The sequence below is a fragment of the Kaistella polysaccharea genome, assembly GCF_020410745.1.
GTDB lineage: Bacteria > Bacteroidota > Bacteroidia > Flavobacteriales > Weeksellaceae > Kaistella > Kaistella polysaccharea.
This window is the reverse complement of record NZ_CP084528.1, coordinates 839615-861427: the sequence shown is the minus strand read 5'-3', so window position 1 is coordinate 861427 and position 21813 is coordinate 839615. Positions and strand designations below refer to the sequence as shown.

General features: G+C 35.8%; 19 protein-coding genes. 12 read left to right on the top strand and 7 right to left on the bottom strand.

The features are described 5' to 3' along the window. From LC814_RS03835 to LC814_RS03805, 7 genes are all read left to right on the top strand, one after another. Positions 1-1626 (top strand): HsdM family class I SAM-dependent methyltransferase, encoded by a 1626-nt coding sequence (locus LC814_RS03835; RefSeq protein WP_226065040.1) that lies wholly within the window; start codon positions 1-3, stop codon positions 1624-1626. Further along, a complete protein-coding gene (locus LC814_RS03830; protein WP_226065039.1) occupies positions 1613-2959 on the top strand; it encodes a restriction endonuclease subunit S in 1347 nt (448 codons plus the stop codon). Before LC814_RS03835 ends, LC814_RS03830 begins: the two co-directional genes overlap by 14 nt. A gap of 17 nt (positions 2960-2976) precedes the next feature. Continuing rightward, positions 2977-4710: a hypothetical protein gene (locus tag LC814_RS03825; RefSeq protein ID WP_226065038.1), complete on the top strand. Its 1734-nt coding sequence runs from the start codon at positions 2977-2979 to the stop codon at positions 4708-4710. Between the two features lie 107 nt (positions 4711-4817). Continuing rightward, positions 4818-7442: an AAA family ATPase gene (locus tag LC814_RS03820; protein WP_226065037.1), complete on the top strand. Its 2625-nt coding sequence runs from the start codon at positions 4818-4820 to the stop codon at positions 7440-7442. 2 nt (positions 7443-7444) lie between these two features. Beyond that, positions 7445-8479 carry a 5-methylcytosine-specific restriction endonuclease system specificity protein McrC gene (gene mcrC / locus LC814_RS03815; RefSeq protein ID WP_226065036.1) on the top strand — a complete coding sequence of 345 codons (1035 nt, stop codon included), beginning with the start codon at positions 7445-7447 and terminating at the stop codon, positions 8477-8479. A gap of 55 nt (positions 8480-8534) precedes the next feature. Beyond that, positions 8535-8858, top strand: coding sequence for a hypothetical protein (locus LC814_RS03810; protein ID WP_226065035.1), 324 nt, complete (start codon positions 8535-8537; stop codon positions 8856-8858). Between the two features lie 395 nt (positions 8859-9253). Then, positions 9254-9547, top strand: a complete 294-nt coding sequence (locus LC814_RS03805; protein ID WP_226065034.1) for a GIY-YIG nuclease family protein — start codon at positions 9254-9256, stop codon at positions 9545-9547. A gap of 134 nt (positions 9548-9681) precedes the next feature. On the opposite strand, the gene LC814_RS03800 is transcribed toward LC814_RS03805, so the two are convergent. From LC814_RS03800 to LC814_RS03780, 5 genes are all read right to left on the bottom strand, one after another. Continuing rightward, positions 9682-10275 (bottom strand): DUF6448 family protein, encoded by a 594-nt coding sequence (locus LC814_RS03800; RefSeq protein ID WP_226065033.1) that lies wholly within the window; start codon positions 10273-10275, stop codon positions 9682-9684. Between the two features lie 54 nt (positions 10276-10329). After that, positions 10330-10626, bottom strand: a complete 297-nt coding sequence (locus LC814_RS03795; RefSeq protein ID WP_226065032.1) for a cupin domain-containing protein — start codon at positions 10624-10626, stop codon at positions 10330-10332. Between the two features lie 93 nt (positions 10627-10719). Further along, positions 10720-11580, bottom strand: a complete 861-nt coding sequence (locus LC814_RS03790) for a helix-turn-helix domain-containing protein (RefSeq protein WP_226065031.1) — start codon at positions 11578-11580, stop codon at positions 10720-10722. A gap of 337 nt (positions 11581-11917) precedes the next feature. After that, entirely contained in the window at positions 11918-13957 is a 2040-nt protein-coding gene (locus tag LC814_RS03785) for a dipeptidyl-peptidase 3 family protein (RefSeq protein WP_226065030.1), read from the bottom strand. 105 nt (positions 13958-14062) lie between these two features. Continuing rightward, positions 14063-14692: a vWA domain-containing protein gene (locus LC814_RS03780; RefSeq protein ID WP_226065029.1), complete on the bottom strand. Its 630-nt coding sequence runs from the start codon at positions 14690-14692 to the stop codon at positions 14063-14065. Between the two features lie 196 nt (positions 14693-14888). Between LC814_RS03780 and LC814_RS03775 the strand changes: the two genes are divergently transcribed. Beyond that, positions 14889-15164, top strand: coding sequence for a hypothetical protein (locus tag LC814_RS03775; RefSeq protein WP_226065028.1), 276 nt, complete (start codon positions 14889-14891; stop codon positions 15162-15164). A 237-nt stretch (positions 15165-15401) separates the two neighbouring features. Here LC814_RS03775 and LC814_RS03770 read toward each other — a convergent pair whose 3' ends face one another. Continuing rightward, complete coding sequence (locus LC814_RS03770; protein ID WP_226065027.1) at positions 15402-17402, bottom strand: BCCT family transporter; 2001 nt, start codon at positions 17400-17402, stop codon at positions 15402-15404. Between the two features lie 352 nt (positions 17403-17754). On the opposite strand from LC814_RS03770, the gene LC814_RS03765 reads away from it, so the two are divergent. Next, positions 17755-18057, top strand: a complete 303-nt coding sequence (locus LC814_RS03765; protein WP_226065026.1) for a hypothetical protein — start codon at positions 17755-17757, stop codon at positions 18055-18057. A 174-nt stretch (positions 18058-18231) separates the two neighbouring features. Here the strand turns inward: LC814_RS03765 and LC814_RS03760 are convergent, their stop codons facing one another. Continuing rightward, positions 18232-18666, bottom strand: coding sequence for a cold-shock protein (locus tag LC814_RS03760; protein WP_226065025.1), 435 nt, complete (start codon positions 18664-18666; stop codon positions 18232-18234). Positions 18667-18834: 168 nt separating this feature from the next. On the opposite strand from LC814_RS03760, the gene LC814_RS03755 reads away from it, so the two are divergent. The 3 genes from LC814_RS03755 (at position 18835) to LC814_RS03745 (ending at position 21723) form a co-directional block, all read left to right on the top strand. Next, on the top strand, positions 18835-19593 hold the full coding sequence (locus LC814_RS03755) for a metallophosphoesterase (RefSeq protein WP_226065024.1): 759 nt from the start codon (positions 18835-18837) through the stop codon (positions 19591-19593). 116 nt (positions 19594-19709) lie between these two features. Continuing rightward, positions 19710-20387, top strand: coding sequence for a response regulator transcription factor (locus LC814_RS03750; RefSeq protein WP_226065023.1), 678 nt, complete (start codon positions 19710-19712; stop codon positions 20385-20387). A gap of 82 nt (positions 20388-20469) precedes the next feature. Next, complete coding sequence (locus tag LC814_RS03745) at positions 20470-21723, top strand: sensor histidine kinase (RefSeq protein WP_226065022.1); 1254 nt, start codon at positions 20470-20472, stop codon at positions 21721-21723. Positions 21724-21813: the final 90 nt, after the last annotated feature.

Below are 21813 nucleotides of genomic sequence, written 5' to 3'. Positions count from 1 at the left end.
ATGACCCACGATATTCAATTCATTACCAAGACCAAGTCGCTCATCGATAATCTGAAAAGTGTTTGCGCAATTTATGGTTTGGGAAATGATGGCAACGAATTTAAGATTATCACCCAGGTTTTTCTTTATAAATTCTTAAACGATAAATTCAGATATGCCGTAAAGCAAGAAATGCCTGCAATTGTTGAAGATGAAAAGAAATTCTCTAAAGCATTACGAGATTTACCGGAAGATGATTACCAGTTTTTATTAGCTGCTTTAGATCCTAATATTCCAAGACTTCAACCGGAACATTTGATCTCTCATTTGTTTTCTAAACAGAATGATGGTGATTTTGCCAAACTCTTTGATGATACTTTGCGCCAAATCAGTATTCAGAATGCAGAAGTGTTTTCTGTGAAATCATTTACAGGTGCGAAAGATATTTTGTTCGATGAATTAAGCCAGTTTATTTCGGACAGTTCACAGCGAGATGCCTTTTGTAAAGCCTTGATCAATAAACTCTTCGAATTTAGTTTTGAAGAAATGTTCAAGCAGAAATATGATTTCTTTGCGACCATTTTTGAATATTTAATTAAAGATTACAATACCGATTCGGGTGGTAAATATGCCGAATATTACACCCCACATGCGGTTGCCAGAATCATGGCGCAAATTATGGTGCCGGAATCGGTGAAAGGCGCTAAATGTTATGATCCAAGTGCGGGTTCAGGAACTTTATTGATGAGTCTTGCGCATCAAATTGGGGAAGAAAACTGTACCATTTATTCGGAAGATATTTCCCAGAAGTCGAGTAATATGTTGAGGTTGAATTTGGTTTTGAATAACCTGACGCATTCCATCCCGAATATTATTAAAACCAATACCATTGCACAACCTTATTATTTGGAATCTAAATTTGATTATATCGTTTCGAATCCGCCGTTTAAATTAGACTTCTCTGATTTTCATGCAGATTTAGATAAAGATGCTTTTAAGAAAAGATTCTTTGCCGGAATTCCCAATATTCCTAAAAGTAAAAAAGAAGCAATGTCGATTTACCTGATGTTCATTCAGCACATTATGTACAGTTTAAACGATAATGGAAAAGCCGCTATTGTAGTTCCTACCGGATTTATCACGGCTCAATCGGGAATTGAAAAAAAGATTCGCGAACGCTTAATTGACAACGGCTGGTTGCGAGGTGTGGTAAGTATGCCGAGTAATATTTTTGCCAGTACCGGAACCAATGTTTCGGTTTTGTTTCTGGATAAAAAAGCAGACAACCAACATATTGTTTTGATGGATGCTTCTAAATTGGGCAACACTATTAAAGAAGGTAAAAACCAGCGAACAGTTTTAACCACGGCTGAAGAAGACGAAATAATTTCAACTTTTAATCAAAAAGAAGCAGTAGAAGATCTATCTGTTGTGGTAAGTAAAGAAGAAATTGCAGCCAAGAATTACTCTTTTTCTGCAGGGCAATATTTTGAAGTGAAGATTGAATACACTGATATTACGGCGGATGAGTTTGCGACTAAAATGGAAAACTTTGAAACTCATTTAACAAATCTTTTTGCGGAAGGAAATACACTTGATCAGGAAATTCAGAAACAATTAAAAGAATTGAAGTATGAAAGAAACTAAATTATCTTCAGTTATCGATGTTATTTCTATGGGACCATTTGGTTCAGATATTAAAGTTGATAATTTTATCTCACACGGAATACCAGTTTTAAATGGTTCAAATTTAACTAGTCATAAACTTGTTGAAAATTCATTCAAATATGTCTCGCTAGAAAAGGCAAACAAATTAGGAAAAGCCAATGCATTTAGAGGTGATATCGTTATTACACATCGGGGCACATTAGGACAAGTTGCATATATTCCCTATAATTCTAAATATGAAAGATATATAATTTCTCAAAGTCAATTTCGAGTTCGTTTTACCGCAGATTTAGATCCAGTTTATTTTTCTTACTTAATGAAAAGTGATTATGGGCAAAAAAAATTAATGTCATTTAAAAGTCATGTTGGTGTACCTGCTTTAGCGCAGGCAACATCTAATTTTAAAAGACTAGAATTACGATTACATGACATTATAAACCAAAAACAAATCGCTGCGGTCCTTTCTGCTTTAGATGATAAGATTGAGTTGAATAATAAAATCAATATCGAATTAGAGCAAATGGCAAAAACGCTTTACGATTATTGGTTTGTGCAGTTTGATTTTCCCGTGGCTTCGACAAGCTCAGCCACCACGGACACTGAGCTTGTCGAAGTGACCGATAAACATGCTAAAGGGTATAAATCTTCCGGCGGAGAAATGGTTTATAATGCTGTTTTGAAGAGGGAGATTCCGAAAGGGTGGGAAGTAAAAAGATTATCAGAAATTGCAAATATAACAATGGGCCAATCTCCTGCTGGAACTTCTTATAATCAAGATAAACAGGGGATGATGTTTTTTCAAGGATCTACCGATTTCGAATGGAGATTTCCAACAGTTAGAATGTATACAACTGCACCAACAAGGTTTGCTCTGGAAGGTGATATTTTGTTAAGTGTAAGAGCACCAATAGGAACAATGAATGTTGCCTCAACTAATTGCTGTATTGGTCGTGGTTTAGCAGCGTTGAATAGTAGGGATGGCTATAATTCTTATTTAATATATCAAATGAATTATTTCAAAAAGAAATTCGATTATTTAAATTCGGTAGGAACTACATTCGGCTCATTAACAAAAGATGATTTATATAATTTAGAATTGGTTTATCCATCAAAAGAAATTTTAATAAATTTTGAAAAAATTGTTTCAACATTTGATAAAAAAATCAAGATAAACTCTTTACAAAACCAAGAACTCGCTTCGTTGCGGGATTGGTTATTGCCGATGTTGATGAATGGTCAGGTTAGGGTTGGGGAGAGTGATGGTGAAGGTTTGGGTTTGGTTGCGGAATCGCAATCGTATTATAATAAATAACAAAATTAAAAGGCCGGATGAAAAAAAATTATCTTCTTTATTTAATACCTATTTTATTTTCAATTATTATAATCTTTGGCATTCCAGATAAATTAAAAGTATTAGATGATTATTTGCATTTAAGGGATAAAGATGCTAAAGATTTTTTTGCGTTCATTTTAAGTTCAATTGCTTCTCTCTTTGGAATTTTAATCGCTTTTGTAATTTTAAGTGTAGAAAATAGTAAAGAAAGAATAGAAAATAAAACTCAAGTAAATATTTTAAATAATCCTAAATTAAGGAACTTCATACAGTTTTCGATTGGTTCATTAATAAGTCTTTTTATAGCGTATTTTATCATTAACGATTTTAAAGATGGTACTGCTCTAACGATGGGATATTTATCAGGTTTTCTTTTTATTATATTTTTGTGCTATTTATATCCATTTGTCACTGTACTCATAGATAAATCCAGCCGTATTGGTGGTAATTTAAAGATAGCAAAAAAATTAGATTTTAATGCATTCGCTAATAATTCTCGGTACAAGTCTTTTTCAGAAGTTAAAATTACAGAAGATAATTCGATTGCAAATATTAAGGATGAAATAGATGATTATATTTTAAAAGATGAAATTAAATCATACCAAGTTATTTACTCTCAAATTGTTGATAATGCATGTATAGAGATTGGTGATGGATTAGATGGAGAAAGGACTTCTCAAATCATTGATTCGCTATTAGCTTTATGGAAAGAGAACGCTAAAACTGCAATTAGAGTAAATGATTCAAGTTTTTTCGATTTGTTCTGGGTAGTTATTGTAAAAAGAATTTATTTACATTTTGCTGAAAAAAAAATTGACCTACATGATTCCCAAGAATTGAGTTTCTTTTTGCATTTAAATCTGCCGTCATTTTATGACAGATTAAATAATGGAATATCATTAGATGTGGCGATAGATAGTTTAGAGAAAAGTTTATATGAAAATTTAAAAGAAAATTTCGGAATCGTGGAGGATATTTCAGAAGTGGAATTTCACGGTGATTTTGATGGAGGTTTACATTGGGATTATTTAGTTGACATTTTAAGTGACATAGTTAGACTCCAAGATATTGCATTACTGATAAAAGATAAGATTGCCTTTGAGAATGTAAATGATCGAGTAAAGAGAATTATTATGAACATTCTTTTCGAATTTAATCATTTAGGTAAAAGGCAAAAAAGTGAACTTATTTGGAAAGCTCAACTGAATTCTTTTTTGATTTCTGAAAATTCAATAGAGAGTGGTTTATTTTACGACAGTTTGAAACCATTTGACAATAGCGATCATTTCATTGAGCGAATAGTTGAAGGTCAATTTTTAGAGACTAAAACCATTCGATTATTAATTACTTCGCTTGGAAACACTTATAAGCGATTGCTACATCATAAAAAATTGCATACCGATTATTATTTAGGAACCTTACACGATTTTAAAAGTATTGGATTGAGTAGTGTAAAAAGATATAATGAGACTGTACTAGATAAAAATGTTGTCGATTATTTCCAATGCTATTTTCTGGAACTGAAGACAATAATAGAGTCAAAAGGAATTGAAAAATATGAAAAAGAGTACAGCGATTTGAAATCTCATATTGATCATTTTATTAGAAGTATTGAACGCTACAAACCAGATACAAATTTACTTCTGGAATGGGTTAAGCTTCAAGAAAGTTTTACTTTAGTTGAAAATGAAACTTTGACTAATTCTTGTTGGAAAATTGAAAAATTATAATGTCTTAAAATAATCTATTATTTATGATTAAGAACAAGAAAAATTGATATTCGACCGATTTAAAATATTATTATGAAAGCCATAGCTCACAAAAGAAAATGTAATTAATGGAAACACAATTTCAATATATAGTCAACTTAGCAAAACAATATAACACTTATTCTAAAGATTCCGCAGTTTTATATCAGGCATTAAATGATTTACCAGAAGAGATAGTGGCAGAAATCTATAAAGATTACGGCAATCCAGAAAATAGATTTCAACCCGTCAATGTGTTGCGTGCAGAAGTAGCACGTCAGTTACAAAATGGCGTGAAGGTAGATGCAGCATTAATTGACCAAATTAAAGATAAAATAAGATCAAAGGATGTTACTTATTTCGATCATTTAGCTTCCCTATTTTTAAATGAATTACTGGATTACCCAATTGGTAAAAGAGATATGTTTGCAAATTGGCAAAAGCCCTGGGCAATTTTCCATACTTTCTTTTATAATAAGTGGACAAAGCAAAAGGAAAATGTTCAAAATTATTTAGACCAGATCGGGACTGATTTAATTGAGAAATTAGATTTGAAAGAATATGTCTTTCATAGAGTAGATTTTCAAGGTGCATCTAATTTTGGATCCGAATATTGCTGGCTTGCACTTTATCCACATATTAAAAATTCACACCGCGATGCTTACCAGTTTTTTTTAAAAATCAGTGAAAGTCCAGAAGTAGGAATTGTTGCAGGACACTCCATAAAAAAACCGCAAGGGAATCAATTTGTAAAAATTAACAACTACAATAAAGTAATCTCTTATTTTGAAAGTATAAAAGGCGAAATTATCAGGCTTAATAAGGAAAGCAGGAACTATTTTAAATTCGCTCCCGGCAGTCAGGCAGCTGAATGGGAGGATTTCTATTCTAAGAATATTGCCGCGCTTAGTTATTCAAACTTGAATGTGGGCGATCTCTCAAAATGTAATTCTATAGAAGAATTAAAAGCCATTGCAGAATTTCCGAAAGACACTAAATCCAATCAAATCTGGAATCTTTGGATGTTTAAATCTGCAAATATTGGGGATGTTATTTTTGCTAATAAGGGCGTAAATACTTCTCTAGGAATAGGAATTATTGAGGGAGATTACTACTACGATGCAGATGCCACTTCTTATCACCATAGACGGAATGTACGATGGATAACAAACAAAGTGTATCAATATAAACCTAATACATATAGTGATTATGCCACGTTATTTAGACCTGATACATTTAGCTCAACAAAACCTTGGGAGTACATTTTAAGCGAATATGCAAGACTCTACCCAGAATTAGTACTCGTTTTTGAAAAATATAATCTGATCTTTAATAGACAAAATGATATAAAAGCGGATGAAGTTATTGAAGAAGAAGCAACAGATGAATTAGAAGAGCCGATCAACTTTTGGTGGCTCAATGCTAATCCGAAGATTTGGAGTATTGCAAGTCATCAAACTGAAGAACTGCAAACCTACACAACATATAATGAGAAAGGAAATAAACGCAGAATATATAAATATTTTGAACAAATAAAACCCGGCGATATAATCATAGGTTATGAGAGTAGTCCTACTAAACAAATCAAAGCCATCTATGAAGTTACTAAGGGTATTCATAATAGTGATAAGGGAGAAGAAATAGAATTTCAATTGATCTTAAAATTAGAAATTCCAGTGAGTTGGAACGAATTAAAAAATAACCCGGAATTACAGAAGTGCGAAGTATTTAATAACAATCAAGGAAGTCTATTTAAATTAACGGTTGAGGAATATGAAATTATTCGAGAGATCATAGATAATAAGAATATTATTAGTGAAAAATTACTCCAAGAGAGTAAAGTTAAGAAATACAATTTTTCCGAAGATGAAGATAAGCCTTTCATTAGCGAAGAGCAGTTTTTGAAAACGGTCTCTCTTTTAAAAAGAAAGAAAAACATAATATTACAGGGTCCACCCGGTGTTGGTAAAACTTTTATTGCAAGAAAACTAGCTTATGAAATAATGAAGGAGATGAATGATGCCAATATCGAAATGGTTCAGTTTCATCAATCCTACAGTTACGAGGATTTTATTCAGGGATTACGGCCTACCCTAAAAGGCGGTTTTGATATTAAAGAAGGAATATTTTACACCTTTTGTAGAAGAGCATTAGCACATCCTGAAAGGCAATTCTTTTTTATCATCGATGAAATAAACAGAGGGAATCTAAGTAAGATTTTCGGAGAACTAATGATGCTGATTGAAGCGGATAAGAGAAAGGAAAAATATGCCCTCAAATTAACATATGCAGAAGATGAAGAAGATCGGTTTTATGTTCCAGATAATTTACATATTATCGGAACTATGAATACGGCTGACCGTTCTCTCGCAATTGTAGATTATGCTTTAAGACGACGTTTTGCATTTATAAGTTTACAACCAGATTATGGAATTAATTTCCGTGCTTTCTTATCAGATAATGGACTCTCTAAAGATATGATTGAACACATCTGTTCTTCATTAGTAAAAGTCAATGAAAAAATAAAAGATGATGTTAATTTAGGGGAAGGCTTTCAAATTGGGCATAGTTATTTTTGCGATTTCACTGCTACGGTAGATGAAAATATTTGGTGGCAGGAAATTATTGATTTCGAACTCAAACCATTATTGGAAGAAATCTGGTTTGATGATCTGAACAATGTGGGTGATATGTTGAATTTACTTTCCAGATAATAATGCCAATTCCTATTGAAAACATCTACTATCTTTTGTGCTATGCTTGGAACAAGTTAGAGGAGAAAGAGCGTGTATATGTTTCGGTTGACGATAAAACAGAATTGGTTGACCTGTTCGCTAAGATTCTGATTAATGGTACTAAAATATTGCTTAAAAGGGGTATTGATAAAAGTTACATCGATTATACAGATGAGATTGTAGGAGTGAAAGGAAAACTTCAGATCAGTCAAACTTTAAAGAGTAACTTGTTATTTAAACAGAGAACCGTTTGTACTTTCGACTCCTTTTCCTCTAATATTCTAAACAACAGAATTTTACTTTCTACCCTGTATTCATTATCAAGAACGAAGGGATTAGATAGAGAATTAAAAAAAGAATTATTCAAGTTGCAAAGAATGTTTTCAGGGATTGATTTAATCCAAATTAATAATTCGCTTTTCAGTCAAATTAAATTAAACAGAAATAATCGGTTTTATGGTTTTTTAATGAATGTCTGTCAAATAATTTATGAAAATACATTACCATCAGAGGAAGAAGGTATTTTTAAATTTACTGATTTTACCAGAGATGAACGGAAGATGAATCAACTCTTTGAAGCCTTCATTAGGAACTTTTATCGCATTGAACAAAATAGATATACCATAGTAAAAAAAGAAACAATAAAGTGGAGTTTCAACAGTGAAGATCAAGAAAGTTTTCAGTTTATTCCAAAAATGGAAACGGATATCACATTAGAAAACGGGACTGAAAAAATTATAATTGATGCGAAGTATTATCGGGAAACAATGACCATTAATTATGATAAAGAGAAAATCAAGTCAAATAATCTTTATCAACTATTCAGTTACTTATTAAATCAAGAAGATGAAACATTGAAAACGATGAATGCTAAAGGAGTTCTTCTTTATCCCACCATCGAAAAAGAGTATGATCTACAATATAAATATAAATCTCATATGATTGAAATTAGAACAATAAATTTAAATTCCAATTGGAAACTTATTTCTGAGAGGCTTAGGGAGATTATTGTTTAGATCTAATTTACGATATTTAAATAAGATTTTTCTTTAACGCTAAAATATATTCGTAATGTCTCCAACAAATCCACTTCTCAAATTTACCCAATACTACAAAGCAGAAAAGGAGTGTCCGAAATCCTGCGCAAACTCTAATTTTTGGGAGTATGAAAAAATGTGGGTCGAAAATGAAGAGGAAAGAGCAGAAGATCATCCACGAGTGCTTGAATATAAAAGATATGTATTGCACTTTTATAATGAGGAAGATGGTATTCCGCTTTCATTGAAAGCTTTACTGTATAATCGTTATTCGCATTGGACTGGTGGTCGCGCCTTGGAAGATGATGTGCGTGGCTTTAAGGAATTTCTGCAAGAGAATTATCTGAGGAAAATGTAAGTGGTGCCTTCGACAGGCTCAGGCACCAAGATGGGTTAGTTATAATAATTGTATCATTCTCTCGGTCTGAGCTTGTCGAAACCACGAATATATTGCCTGTGGAAGCCACTTTGCTGTGCCTTCGACAGGCTCAGGCACCAGAAGTTTTTTGATTTTTTCGATATTTAATTTGAATACGGTGATCGAACATTCTTGGTAGTTGCCCTTCGACAAGCTCAGGCACCAGAAGATATTAGTTTATTGACGATATTAGTTTTTTCTATGATGGTCTGGTTCTTATAAATGGTTGTCCCCGTTGTGGTGAGTGAGGTTTTCTTGGTGGTTGAGCCTGTCGAAACCACTACAGCTATACCTTCGACCAGCTCAGGCATCATGAATTCATAAAAAAAACGGTCATGGCTAAAGGTTATATGTATATTTTAAAATGCGCGGACGACAGTTACTACACAGGGAGTACGGTAAATCTTGAGTTGCGGTTGGCACAACATCAAAACGGGGAAGGTGCTAATCATACCAGGAAAAGGCTCCCAGTAGTCCTGGTTTATTATGAAATATATGACAACATTGCAGATGCATTTTACAGAGAAAAGCAGGTTCAAGGTTGGAGTCGTGCAAAGAAAGAAGCGCTGATTGAAAATAGACCTACCGATCTGCCGCTTTTATCTAAAAATAAGCAGGGTGGGGAATGAGTGCTTCGACAGACTCAGGCACCAGATTACTGGTCGAAATTTCTATGAGGTTGAACTTGTCCAAACCAAAACCCCTTCGAATCAATTGTTTTCTTGAGTCGAAGGGGAATTATAATAAAGAGTTATTCGAAGTTTTAATGTGCGGCGCCATGCGACATTACCTTTTCCAAGGCTTCCAAAGTATGCGTGTAATCAACGTAAGCCGCAACATACGCTCTTCCTTCAGCAACGGAATGGTCTTTCACGGTACTTAAGGCTGCTACCTTTTCATATTTTTCTGTAATCACCTTCTGAATATGATTTCCGAGATTATGGAGGAGTGTTTTCACATTACTGTTCGCGATGGTGGTATCTGCCATCTGAATGATCGGTTCTGTAGAACCTGCAGGTTTTAGACCGGTGTAAGGAGCACCTTCAGTTTCTCGGTGATAGCGAACCAGCGTTTCGAAGAAGTGTTTTTCAACGAGGGAATAGATTTCGGCATCTTTATTTTTAAGACTTACCGTTTTATTAAAGAGTTTGATGATTTCTGCTTCTTGTTGCGGTTCAATCCACTTCTTCACAAAGTTTACATTTTCTTTCTCTAAAGCTTTAATGGCGTCTTTAATGACCGGACCATCGTAGGAGTCGCAGTGTGCAAATGCGGGTATACTTATTAATAAAAACAAGAGTCCAAGGATCATACCTGTTCTGCTAAAGCTGTTACTTATTTGTTGTAAGGTTTTCATGATATTGAAATTTTAAGATTAAATATTTTAATAAAAGAGCGAACTGTTAGGTTTTTAATTAAAGTATTGAAATTCTATTTCTTTCGGCATGAGATGTAGCCCTTTGAAGTCGATTTTTACTTTAATTTGATGTTGGGTGTCTGGGGGTACAACAAATGCGTCGCCTTGTTTCAGTAGTTTTTCTTCTCCATTGATTTCGAGCACACACTCTCCTTCATGAATAAAGAGTATGGATTCTAAATTGGCAAGGTGTTTTGGCAAAACAGATCCTGCTTTTGCCTGCATCTGTTTAGCTATTAATTGGTTCCCTGAAGCCAATAATCGGACGGTAGGTTTTGTGATTGGTACCATAACTGTTGTTTTTAATTATAGTACAAAGGTAGGCCGGCAGGCAATCCAAGGGAAGTGCTGGAAGTAGGAAGAATTGGTATAAAGGTCGGAAGATTACGTTCGGTACTCTAAAGGACTTCGTCCAGTGTGTTTTTTAAAGAATTTCCCGAAATGGGAAGGGTCAGAAAAGTTCAAACTATCCGCAATCTGCGCAATGCTCTGTTTTTTGTTCTGCAAGCGCACTTTTGATTCCAGCAACAGCATTTCATTAATCCAGGTTCCTGCCGTTTTCCCGCTTACTTCCTTTATTACCGTAGAAAAATATTTGGGTGTTAAATTCATTTTTTCGGCGTAAAAAGAAATTTTTCTTTCCTCCAAAAAATGTTTGGCTAAAAGTATTTTAAATTGGGAAAGTAGGTTTAAGTTCTGATCTGTCACGGCTTCTTTTTCAGGCACGTGGCGATAATGAACATCATCAATTTCATTCAGAATAATATAGATTAAACTTCGGATAATTTCTGAAGTGTGCGGTGCTACATCGGTCGATTTTTGTTGAATTAAATCAAAATAAGCCGTAAACTTCTGAAACTCTTCTGCATTTAAGGGGACCACTTGCTGGCCTTTTTTTTCAAAGAAATCAAATTGTTCCAGGTAAGTGATGTCGGTTTGACCTTCCAAAAAAATTTCTTTCCGGAAGAAAAAGATTTTCGCTTTATAACCCTCGCCCATATCCGTAAATTTTCGAATTGCTGACGGCGCAAGAGTAAATATCGCAGGTGCTTTGGAGATATGGACAAACAGATCAGATTCCAACTGAATATCTCCCTCGCTCAGCAAACAGATGGCGTAGGCTGAAGTTCGGTGCGCATCTGCAGTGGCACACGCTTTACTAAGGTGAGACATGTGGTACCAGTCGGTGGAATTGAAGTCTGATTCTTCAATTTTCGTGTATTCGATATACGGAATTGATTTCATTGCACTACTAAGTTACGGTAAAATGTGCCTTCGACAAGCTCAGGCACCATTCGTAGTTCTTTCGGTGTTGCCCTTCGACAAGCTCAGGCACCATTCGTAGTTCTTTCGGTGTTGCCCTTCGACAAGCTCAGGCACCAGATCGGTGGTTGGCCTTCGACAAGCTCAGGGACCGTTGAGCAGTTCTCGTGGTGGCTGAGCCTTTCGTAGTGGCTGAGCCTGTCGTGGTGGCTGAGCCTGTCGAAGCCAAAAAAAAGCCACTTTTCAGTGGCTTTGCCTGTTGTGCTAGCTGAGCTTGTCGTGGTAGCTGAGCCTGTCGTGGTAGCTGAGCCTGTCGAAGCTAATTATTATCCGGTAAGAAACTATACTCTTTAGCGTATTCCAGCATCTGCTCCGGAAATGATGTAGGATATTTCAAAACATAATCGGTGACCGTTCCGTTCGTGTTTTTCACAGGTGTAATATAAGGATTGACAAAACCACGGTAGGCGGCCTCTTTATACTGCGCATTGCGCGCCAACACTTCTTTATGAAGCGCCTGATCTACTTTTACGCCATAGTTTTCCACCAGGTTTTTAGCCGCGTTATAATCGCCTTCGGATTTTATACGTTGTGTTTCGCGAAGAAGCTGACCAAAAAGATCGTGCAACTTATCGTAATCCGTAATGTTGAAATAGGTTTTTCCGTTGCGCATCACTTTCTCGATGACATTGTCTTTTTTACCTTTCTCGAAAACCCAGGCGCTGACCCACTGTCGGTTTCGCATATGAGATTCTTCAATATCAGCACCCGGATCCAAACGCACGAGCTGCATCATCAATCCATTTCGGATATAGTTATCGTACGCCGATTTTCCGACGGCTTTCCAGTCATCTACCAAGCCGAGTTCCTGCAACTTCGGATCATAAAGAAAATAAAGTCCTACCAGATCTGCGCGGCCTTCTTCCATGGTGGAAGCGTAGCTTTTCAAAGTTTCTTTCGGCGTGCCCACACCTGGATTAATCTGTCCCGAAGCGTGACCAACTACCTCGTGAAGGGCGGTGTGCAGTTTGCTTGCCAGCTCCCCATACTTTTCGGAAAGTCGCAGTTCTTCCTCATCGTTCACGAATTCCTTTAAACGACCCGAGCCGCCAGCTTGGTTATAGGCATCGATAATATTCCCGAGGGAAACCGATTTTGACCCATATTCCGCACGGATCCAATCCGCATTGGGTAGGTTGATGCCAATTGGCGTGCTCGGTGAAGAATCTCCGGCCTCAGACGCGACCACGACGGTTTTATAACTGACGCCCACCACATTCTTTTTCTTGTGCTGGGGCATTAGTGGCGTATGGTCTTCAAACCATTGGGCCTCATTGGAGAGGACTTCCATTTTCTTGGACATGTCAAAATCTTTGATCTGAACCACACTTTCATAGGAACCTTTGTGTCCCAAAGGATCATTATAGACTTCGATAAAACCGTTTATATAATCGATATTGCCATCGGTAGCTCCGACCCACGCGGTGTTGTAATCATCCCATGTTTTGAGGTCGCCGGTTTTATAATATTGAATCAGCAGTGCCAACGCATTCGCCTGCTTCTGATTTTCCGCTGCTGTCTTAGCTTTTTCCAGCCAATACGTTACTTTGTCAATGGCTGCGCCATACATGCCACCGCTTTTATACACCTTTTCAGTAAGTTTCCCATTTTCCTTCACCAACTTAGAATTGAGTCCGGTGGATAAAGGGCGTTGCGCATCCGGGCTTTTCATTTGGGCGTAATATTTATCGGCTTCTTCCGAAGTCACACCGTCGCCGTAGAAATTGACTGCAGAGCCGCGAAGTAAACCTTTGCTCAAATCGAGATTGACCTTTTTATTGTCGACATTGTTAAATAAAATATCAGCAATCTGTGCGTCCAGTTTCGTGTTGGTATTTTGCAAAAGCTGGTCAAAATAGGCTTTCGAAAAAGTGGGTTTCATCTTCTCGTTGGAGTAGTGGTGATGGATGCCGTTGGCAAACCAAACCCGCTTCAGATAAATTTCGAAATTGCGCCAGTCTTCCGTGTCTTTATCGCCCTTGTAATTCTGGTAAATGTGTTCCAAAGCACGACGGATCGTCAGGTTGTGTTTGTAATTCTGATCATAAATGATGTCGCGGCCTGCATATCCGGCCTGACTCAGATAATAGACGTATTCTTTTTCCTTTAAGGTTAAATCGTTCCAGCCTGGTACCTGATATTTAAGTACTTCAATGTCGGCAAAACGGTCGATACTGTTTCCGTCATTTTTTGCACTTTGTTCCTGTGGAATTGGCTCAGTGGCGGTCTTTTGCTGCGTGGTACAGGAAAATAGCAGTACGGAAGCGAGCGCAAGAAGGGTAATTTTGGATCTTTTCATAATCGTTATTTACACAAAGATATTTATTTTATAAACAATAGAAAAGCCCAGATTCTAAAATCCGAGCCGCTCTTCTTTCACTTAAAAATCCTGAAAAATTACTTGCTATTCCTCAAAGAAATTGTCTTTCGTATCCTCATTTCGTTGAACTTTAGCGTAATAAGAACCGCGTGATTTTCGATCTTTCTCAAACATATCTTTGATGCCTTCTTCATTTTTCTCAAAGATCAAAGTATTGGTGATGGAAAGATGAAGTGCAATCTGATCCACATCGTGATCGGTGCCGATATAAGTGAAAGTCCATTTTTCCTGTTTCAATTTTTCGATGAGTTCCTTAATCTGTTTCCCGGAATATTCCTTGGAGGCATTTTCTTCCCCATCAGTCATAATCGTCACCAGTACGTTAGAGTTTTTTTGATCTTTTACCACCTGGTGTAATTTGGTTACTGCAAATCCAATCGCATCAAAAAGTGGCGTACAGGCATTCGGCTGATACTGTTCTGCGTCGATTTCGTTAAGCTTATCTACAGGATCGATGAAGTGCAGCAATTTATTGGCGAGATTATTAAAACTCACCACCGAGATAAAATGTTCCTGCTCCGGAAACTTTTTCTGAGAACCTTTAATCGACTGCACGGTTTCGTTAAAGCCCGAAATAATCTGGGATTTAATAATGTCCATCGAGCCGCTTTCGTCTAAAATAATGAGATTGTGTACGGTTTGTTTTTCCATCATGATTGTGTTTATTTTTAAATTGAATTTTTGTCGGGGCTGTGTTTTCCTGCTCCTTAAAAATACTGAATTAGTTTGATTAAAGGAGGCTCTATTCAAACTATTTAATCACATCATTTCCACAACCGTTCAAAAAAGAAAAAACGTGGATGATCTACAAGTGAAGGAATTGGAATAAATATTTATTACCTTTAAACCTATGGAAATTTACTCCGATAAATTTGGCCGCGTAATTTGGCTCACTGTAAATCCAACTGAAATTCGGGTCGATCTGCAAGATTTAAATCCAGATTATGAATATGAAAGATGCGCAACAGTTTCCGATGTTGCAGCTGTTTCTAAAGCCTTAAATTGTGATTTTGATAAGGTAGAATCACGCCTTTTAAAGTTGTTGAAAAACCAAATGACGGCGTTCGATTTATTCACCGAGTTTTTAGATAATAAGGAGATTTACTTTGATTATTATTCTGGCTGAGAGGTAAAACAAAGTTCACTTCAGAAATTTTCACCTCGTTTCTAACGTAGCGTTCTGGTTCTATGCTGAAGGTAATTTTTGTACCGTCGGTTAGATTTTGCTCCAGCATATATCGGCTCATATTTTTTTATCACACTCTATATTTCCCACACGACACATCAAATAGCCTTAATGTGTAGTGTACGAGCATTCATATTCTATAATTCATCCACTTAATATAGTTCTAGTCAAACCCTTTTACTTTGCTTGGTGGTGCGAATCGCTGCTGATAAACATTTCATTTCTTTCTTCCGACACTATATCTAAGAACCGATCGTAATGTTTCAGTACATCAGAGATCAATTCATTCTTGGTAAAATATTGAACGTCGTAACCTTCTCGTGTATCTCCAAAATAAGCTTTTGGATAAAAAGCCCCTTTATCCTGAACTTCTGGAATATTATCCTCAGAAACCAGGAAACCAGATACTTTTTTTGCAGTAGTTTCCACTCCATAGACGAAATTATTGATCTTATCATATTTGATTTCTATTTCAATCTTCCTCGGATTGGTATGATGATTAAGGTTTGCTGCAATGCCGTTTTCCGCAAATTCTAATTTCAGTTCGGTGAAGGCTTCTTTCACCACAGTATCGATAAAAAGATCAATCGAGTGACGGTCTTTCGTAGCTACAATTTGTTTCAGGCGGTCTTTCCATAATCTGCCAGACCACGGAACGGTAGCTTTTGAAAACGTACGGTCGTAGTACGCCTGGTCAATGGTTAGCGCTTTTATTAAACTCAAAATAAATAAAAGCAAAATGATCGCGAATGGCAATGCAGTAATAAGCGTCATACTTTGGAGGGCTTTAAGACCTCCAGCATTAAGCAACAGTAACGATAATCCCGCCAATAGTGTACCCCACAAAACGGTTTGCCATTTCGGAGATTTCACGGCATTTTTCGTGGCAATATTGTTCATGACGAAAATACCCGAATCTGCAGAAGTCACGAAAAAAATGATCACAATAAGAATGGTGATAAAACTTGCGATGGTAGAAAATGGCAAGTATTCTAAAAATCGAAACATCAATGCATCAGGGTTTGTAGCCACCGCACTTAGTGCTCCGTTACCCACATTCTCATCAAACCAAATTGCACTGTTGCCGAAAACGGTCATCCAGATAAAATTGAATAACGACGGAAGCAGTAACACCGCTACAATAAACTCCCGGATCGTTCTGCCTTTAGATATTTTTGCAATGAAAAGACCCACATAAGGCGACCAGGAAATCCACCAGGCCCAATACAGGATCGTCCAGTCGTAGAACCAAGGCAATTGCTCTTTGTCGTAAACGTGCGTGGCAAAAGTCAAGTCGAAAAAGTTGCTGATATAATTACCCAAACCTTCAGTGAAACTGCCGATCAAATAAACCGTGGGACCTAATATGAGCACAAACAAAAGCAACGCAACAACCATGGTGACATTAATATTGCTTAATATTTTGATTCCTTTGTCAACGCCTGTTAAGGCTGAAAGTACTGCCAGGGAAACCAGAACTCCGACAATCAGGATTTGATAAAAAAAGCTGGTGTCTGGAACAATATTTAAATGTTGTAAACCCGAATTAATTTGAACAACACCAAAACCCAGGGTCGTCGTTATTCCGAAAAAAGTACTGCACAATGCAAAAACATCGATCGCATTTCCCCAATTACCGTCGGTTTTATTTTTTAATAAAGGATAGAAACAACTTCGTAATGATAACGGAAGTTTCAGCCGGTAAGCGAAATAGGAAAGCGATAATCCGACGAGTCCGTAAATTGCCCAGGCGTGTATTCCCCAATGGAAAAAAGTAAACAGCTGTGCATTTTTTGGTTTGTTCACATATTCGTGGAGGCCAAAGACTTCCGAAGTATAATGTTGCATCGGTTCTGCGACCCCAAAATACATGAGTCCAATTCCCATTCCCGCCGAAAATAACATGGCGACCCAGGAAAAAAAGGAATGTTCCGGCCTGCTGTCGTTGTCTCCCAATCGAATTTTTCCGTATTTGCTAAATAATAAGTAGATTAGGAAAATGACAAAACACGTTACCGACCATACATAAACCCAGTTGAGGTTCACAAATATGAAGTTTTTGATGGTGTCTAATATCGCATCGGTCATCGCGGGATAGAGGACGGAAATTACGGAAACCAATAATATAAAAAGAATGCTGGGAATGAATATTCCCTTATTCAGAGTAGATTTAAACATAGAATTCGTTTATTTTTAGATGGACGTATTCATTTCAAAATATTACTATTTTTTTACAAATAAGGAAAGCAGTGAAACAATATACAAATTAACCTTAATAAATCGTTGAATATAGGCGTAAGGCCTATGTTTAAAACCGACTTATTTTAATCATAGACATTTGTAATTTGCTTATTGTTAATGATTCATACTGAAAAAAAGTTATAAGGTTTTTACAAAATGATTATGGATGAAATATTTCGAGGGAAAATAGCAGTTTTGAATAGATTAGCAATCATTCAAAATTATAAAAATAAAAACATCTTTCAATTTCAAGGTCGTAAAAAAGAATTTTACGTAAATTTAGTACCCAATGGAAAACACCAAAGCGCTTACGACAGTCGTTCAAAATCTGCAGATTGAAGCGGTTGCATCCGCCCAGTCAGATGCAGACCAGTTTGAAATTTTGGTGAGCTTCATTGATGATTTGATTCGAAATGATTTTAACCGCTTATTGAGTATTCTTTATCGCGTGGATATTTCTGAACAGAAATTAAAAATAAAATTGGCTAAAAATAAGGAGACGAAAGTGCGGTCGGCCGAAATTATAGCCCACCTTCTTATTGAAAGAGAAGAGGAAAAAATACTTTCGAGGGCAAAATACCGGCGAGATTAATAATAGGAAGCTCTTAAGGTGGTCATTGAATTTCTAATTTGTTAATGTTCTGACTTTTGAAACCGCTGCTCCTTCTTTTCCGCGCGAGTAGTGCAAAATGCTTACTTTTCAAAATGAATTGAACGCGATATCAAGTCACAAAAAAAGCTTCGATTGAAGCTTTTTAGAAATCTGTTATTTAACTAACTTAATGTTGATTGCAGATAAACCCTTGGGAGATTTTTCTACTTCGAAAGCGACTTTATTCCCTTTCTTGATCATCTCTTCGCAATTATTACTATGGAAGAAAATATTTTCTTTCGATTTATCTTCGGTGATGAAACCGTAACCCTTTTCACTGAAAAAAGTAACGATACCTGATTTAATAGGATCTTCAGCTTCAATCGGCGCCGCGCCTAGCTGTATATTACCCAAATCAAAATCTTCATCATTCCTTTTGTCCGGAGGTGTACTCGTAAACTGACCGTTGGCATCTACGTACATAATCATGTCGTCTAGACCTTTTCCTTTGTCATTACTTTCCTTGCGTTCTTCACGACGCATTGCTTTTTCTTTTTGTTTTTGAAGTTTTTTCTTAAAGTTTTCTTTTTTGGAGAAAGAATCCGCCATATATTTTGTTTTATTTTTAGATTATCTGATAAGGTACAAAATTAATTAATGTGAAGCAATTTTAAGGATAAATTTTAATAAATATTTGCTTTAAATACAATTCTAATTATTTTTTAGTCGAATCGTCTGTACAATTTACTAATTTAACCTCACATTAAGAATGTAGTTATGAAAATCCAGTATTGCTCTGATCTCCATTTCGAATTTGCTGACAATAAAGATTTTCTCGTAAAAAATCCCCTTCAACCTCTTGCTGAGGTGTTGATCTTGGCCGGAGATATTATGCCCTTTTCGCATATGAACAGACATCAGGATTTCCTGACCTATTTGTCGGATCATTTTAAAACGGTGTTTTGGCTTCCCGGAAATCATGAATATTATAAAAGTGATATTAACGATAGAAGTGGAAGTTTTGAAGAAAAAGTTAAGGAGAACATTTTTCTTTTGAATAACACCGTGAAATCTTTTGGGGACGTACAACTTATTTTTTCTACATTATGGTCTGCGATCTCCCCCGAAAATGCAAGTCAGATCGAGGAAGCTTTGTATGATTTTAAATTAATAAGAAAAGGTAAAAACCTTTTTAACGCAACCGACTTTAACCATCTATTTGAAGAAAATGTCGATTTTATACGACGTGTCCTTTCGGAACAAAACGATTCAAAGAAAATAGTAGTGACGCACCACGTCCCAACCTTGTTGAATTATCCGCCGCAATACGAAGGGAGCATTATCAATGAGGCATTTGCTACAGAATTATCAGGCTTCATCCAGGAAAATGAAATTGAGTATTGGATTTACGGTCATCATCATTATAACGCCGAAGATTTCCTAATTGGCAAAACAAAAATGGTGACCAATCAACTCGGATATGTTCAGAACAGGGAGCATTTGGGTTTTAAAAGTGGGGTGATTTTAGAGATTTGAGGAATTTTTCTGCTGGTGTAATTTATTAATATTTTTACGTCCTTTAAAGTTTGCATCTTTAAAAATAAAATTCAGTTTTAATTCAGTATTTAAATTTACTTTTCTAAAAAATTTCAATGAAAATTTTACTCGTCGAAGACGAAAAGCAACTCAGCAAAAGCATCTTATCTTATTTAAAGAACGAGAAGTACACTTGTGAACTTGCCGAAAACTTTGAAAGCGCCAAAGAGAAACTGGAATTGTTCGACTACGATTGTATTCTTCTCGACATTACTTTACCCGATGGAAACGGTCTTCATCTTTTACAATTATTAAAAAACGAGAAAAAAGCCGACGGCGTGATTATTATTTCTGCAAAAAATTCTTTAGATGATAAAATTACAGGCCTGAATCTCGGTGCTGATGATTACTTACCCAAACCTTTTCACCTCTCAGAATTGGGTGCTAGGATTTCTTCGGTTATTCGACGGCGACAATTTAAAGGAAGTTCAGTAATTGAAATTAATGATTTGGCAATTGATGCTGATTCGAAAATTATTTCCTTTAAAAATATACCCATCGATTTTACACGAAAAGAGTATGATATTCTCCTTTATCTCGCCGTTAATAAGAATAAGATCGTTTCCAAGAACGCCATTGCAGAACACATCGCAGAAGACAATATCGAATATTTCGACAATTTTGATTTTCTCTATGCACATATCAAAAACATTAAGAAAAAACTGACTTCCGTTGGTGCGCAGGATTGTATAAAATCAGTTTACGGAATGGGCTATAAAATTGAAGCGAAATGAAATCGCGATTGACCTTTTGTAAATAAAAAAGCTATAAAAATAGGCGATAAAATATGACCTTAAAAACAATAAAAAACTCCGTATGAAACTGACGCATTACATTTCCCTGCGGTATATAGGTGTTACTCTTTTGGTGATGCTTATTTCAATTCCCGTTTTTTATTTGGTCATCCAAAATGTTTTAACGCATAATATTGATGAGCATTTAAAAGACCGTCAAAGCGTAATTACAGAAAAGTTAGAAAATTTAACGAATGGAAACGTGATCAGTTTTCAGGAAGGAATTACAATCGAGAAAGATCCTGTTCATCAAGTTGAGGAGAGAATTTCTACTGAAAATATTTACAATAAAGAGGAGAAAGAAACAGAATCTTTCCGCGTGCTGCAGTTTCCTTTAAAAACCTCATCCTCTTTCTATAATGTAAAGATTTCCGAATCGCTGGTTGAAACAGAAGATCTTTTGAAGAGCATTCTTTATCTTTTACTGTCGATGTTTGGCTTGCTCACTTTAACTTTACTTTTCATCAATTCAATAATTAAAAAAAACATCTGGAAACCTTTTTATGAAACTTTAGATCAACTTAAAAATTTCAGAGTTGATGATACCGAAAGTCTCCATTTAGAAAAAACCAGAATCGATGAATTGAGTGATTTAAATGATTCTTTAAATAAACTTTCTGCCACGAATATGAAAGTGTATCAGGCGCAAAAAGAATTTACAGAAAATGCATCTCATGAACTTCAAACTCCCTTGGCGATTGTTCAGAACAATATCGAACTGTTTTGGCAGACGGAACCGATTTCGGAGCAACAGTCAGAGATTCTGAATGATATCTCGCTCGCGAATTCCCGAATGACACGGTTAAATAAATCACTGCTCTTACTTTCTAAAATTGAAAATAAACAGTTTAATAATATTCAGGAAGTGAATCTCAATCAGATTGCTGACCAGTTTTTAAGGAATTATCAGGAACAGATTAAATTTAGAAATCTTCAGTTAGAAACCAATTGGTCTACGCCATTTCTAGTTATTATGGATTTCAGTTTGGCGGAAATTCTGGTCGGAAATTTAATGCTGAATGCTTTAAAATATGCTCCGGTTGGCAGTACAATCGAACTTAACTTTAATAAAGATGAATTTGTAATTTCTAATCTGGCAGAACATCGTGCTTTAGACGAGAAAAAATTATTTAAAAGATTTCAACGCCAGAACAGTCAGGAAAACAGTACGGGTTTAGGTTTAGAAATTGCAAAACAAATTGCGCGGTCTTTCGATTTAAATCTAGATTATTTTTTCAGAGAAAACAGACATTATTTTAGGGTTAAAAGAAACTAAAATAGTAATGCATGATACATCACCTATCTCATTAAGTAGCATCACAAATAAATGTTAAATATTTTTTATCTCTAATAAATTCAGAATCTC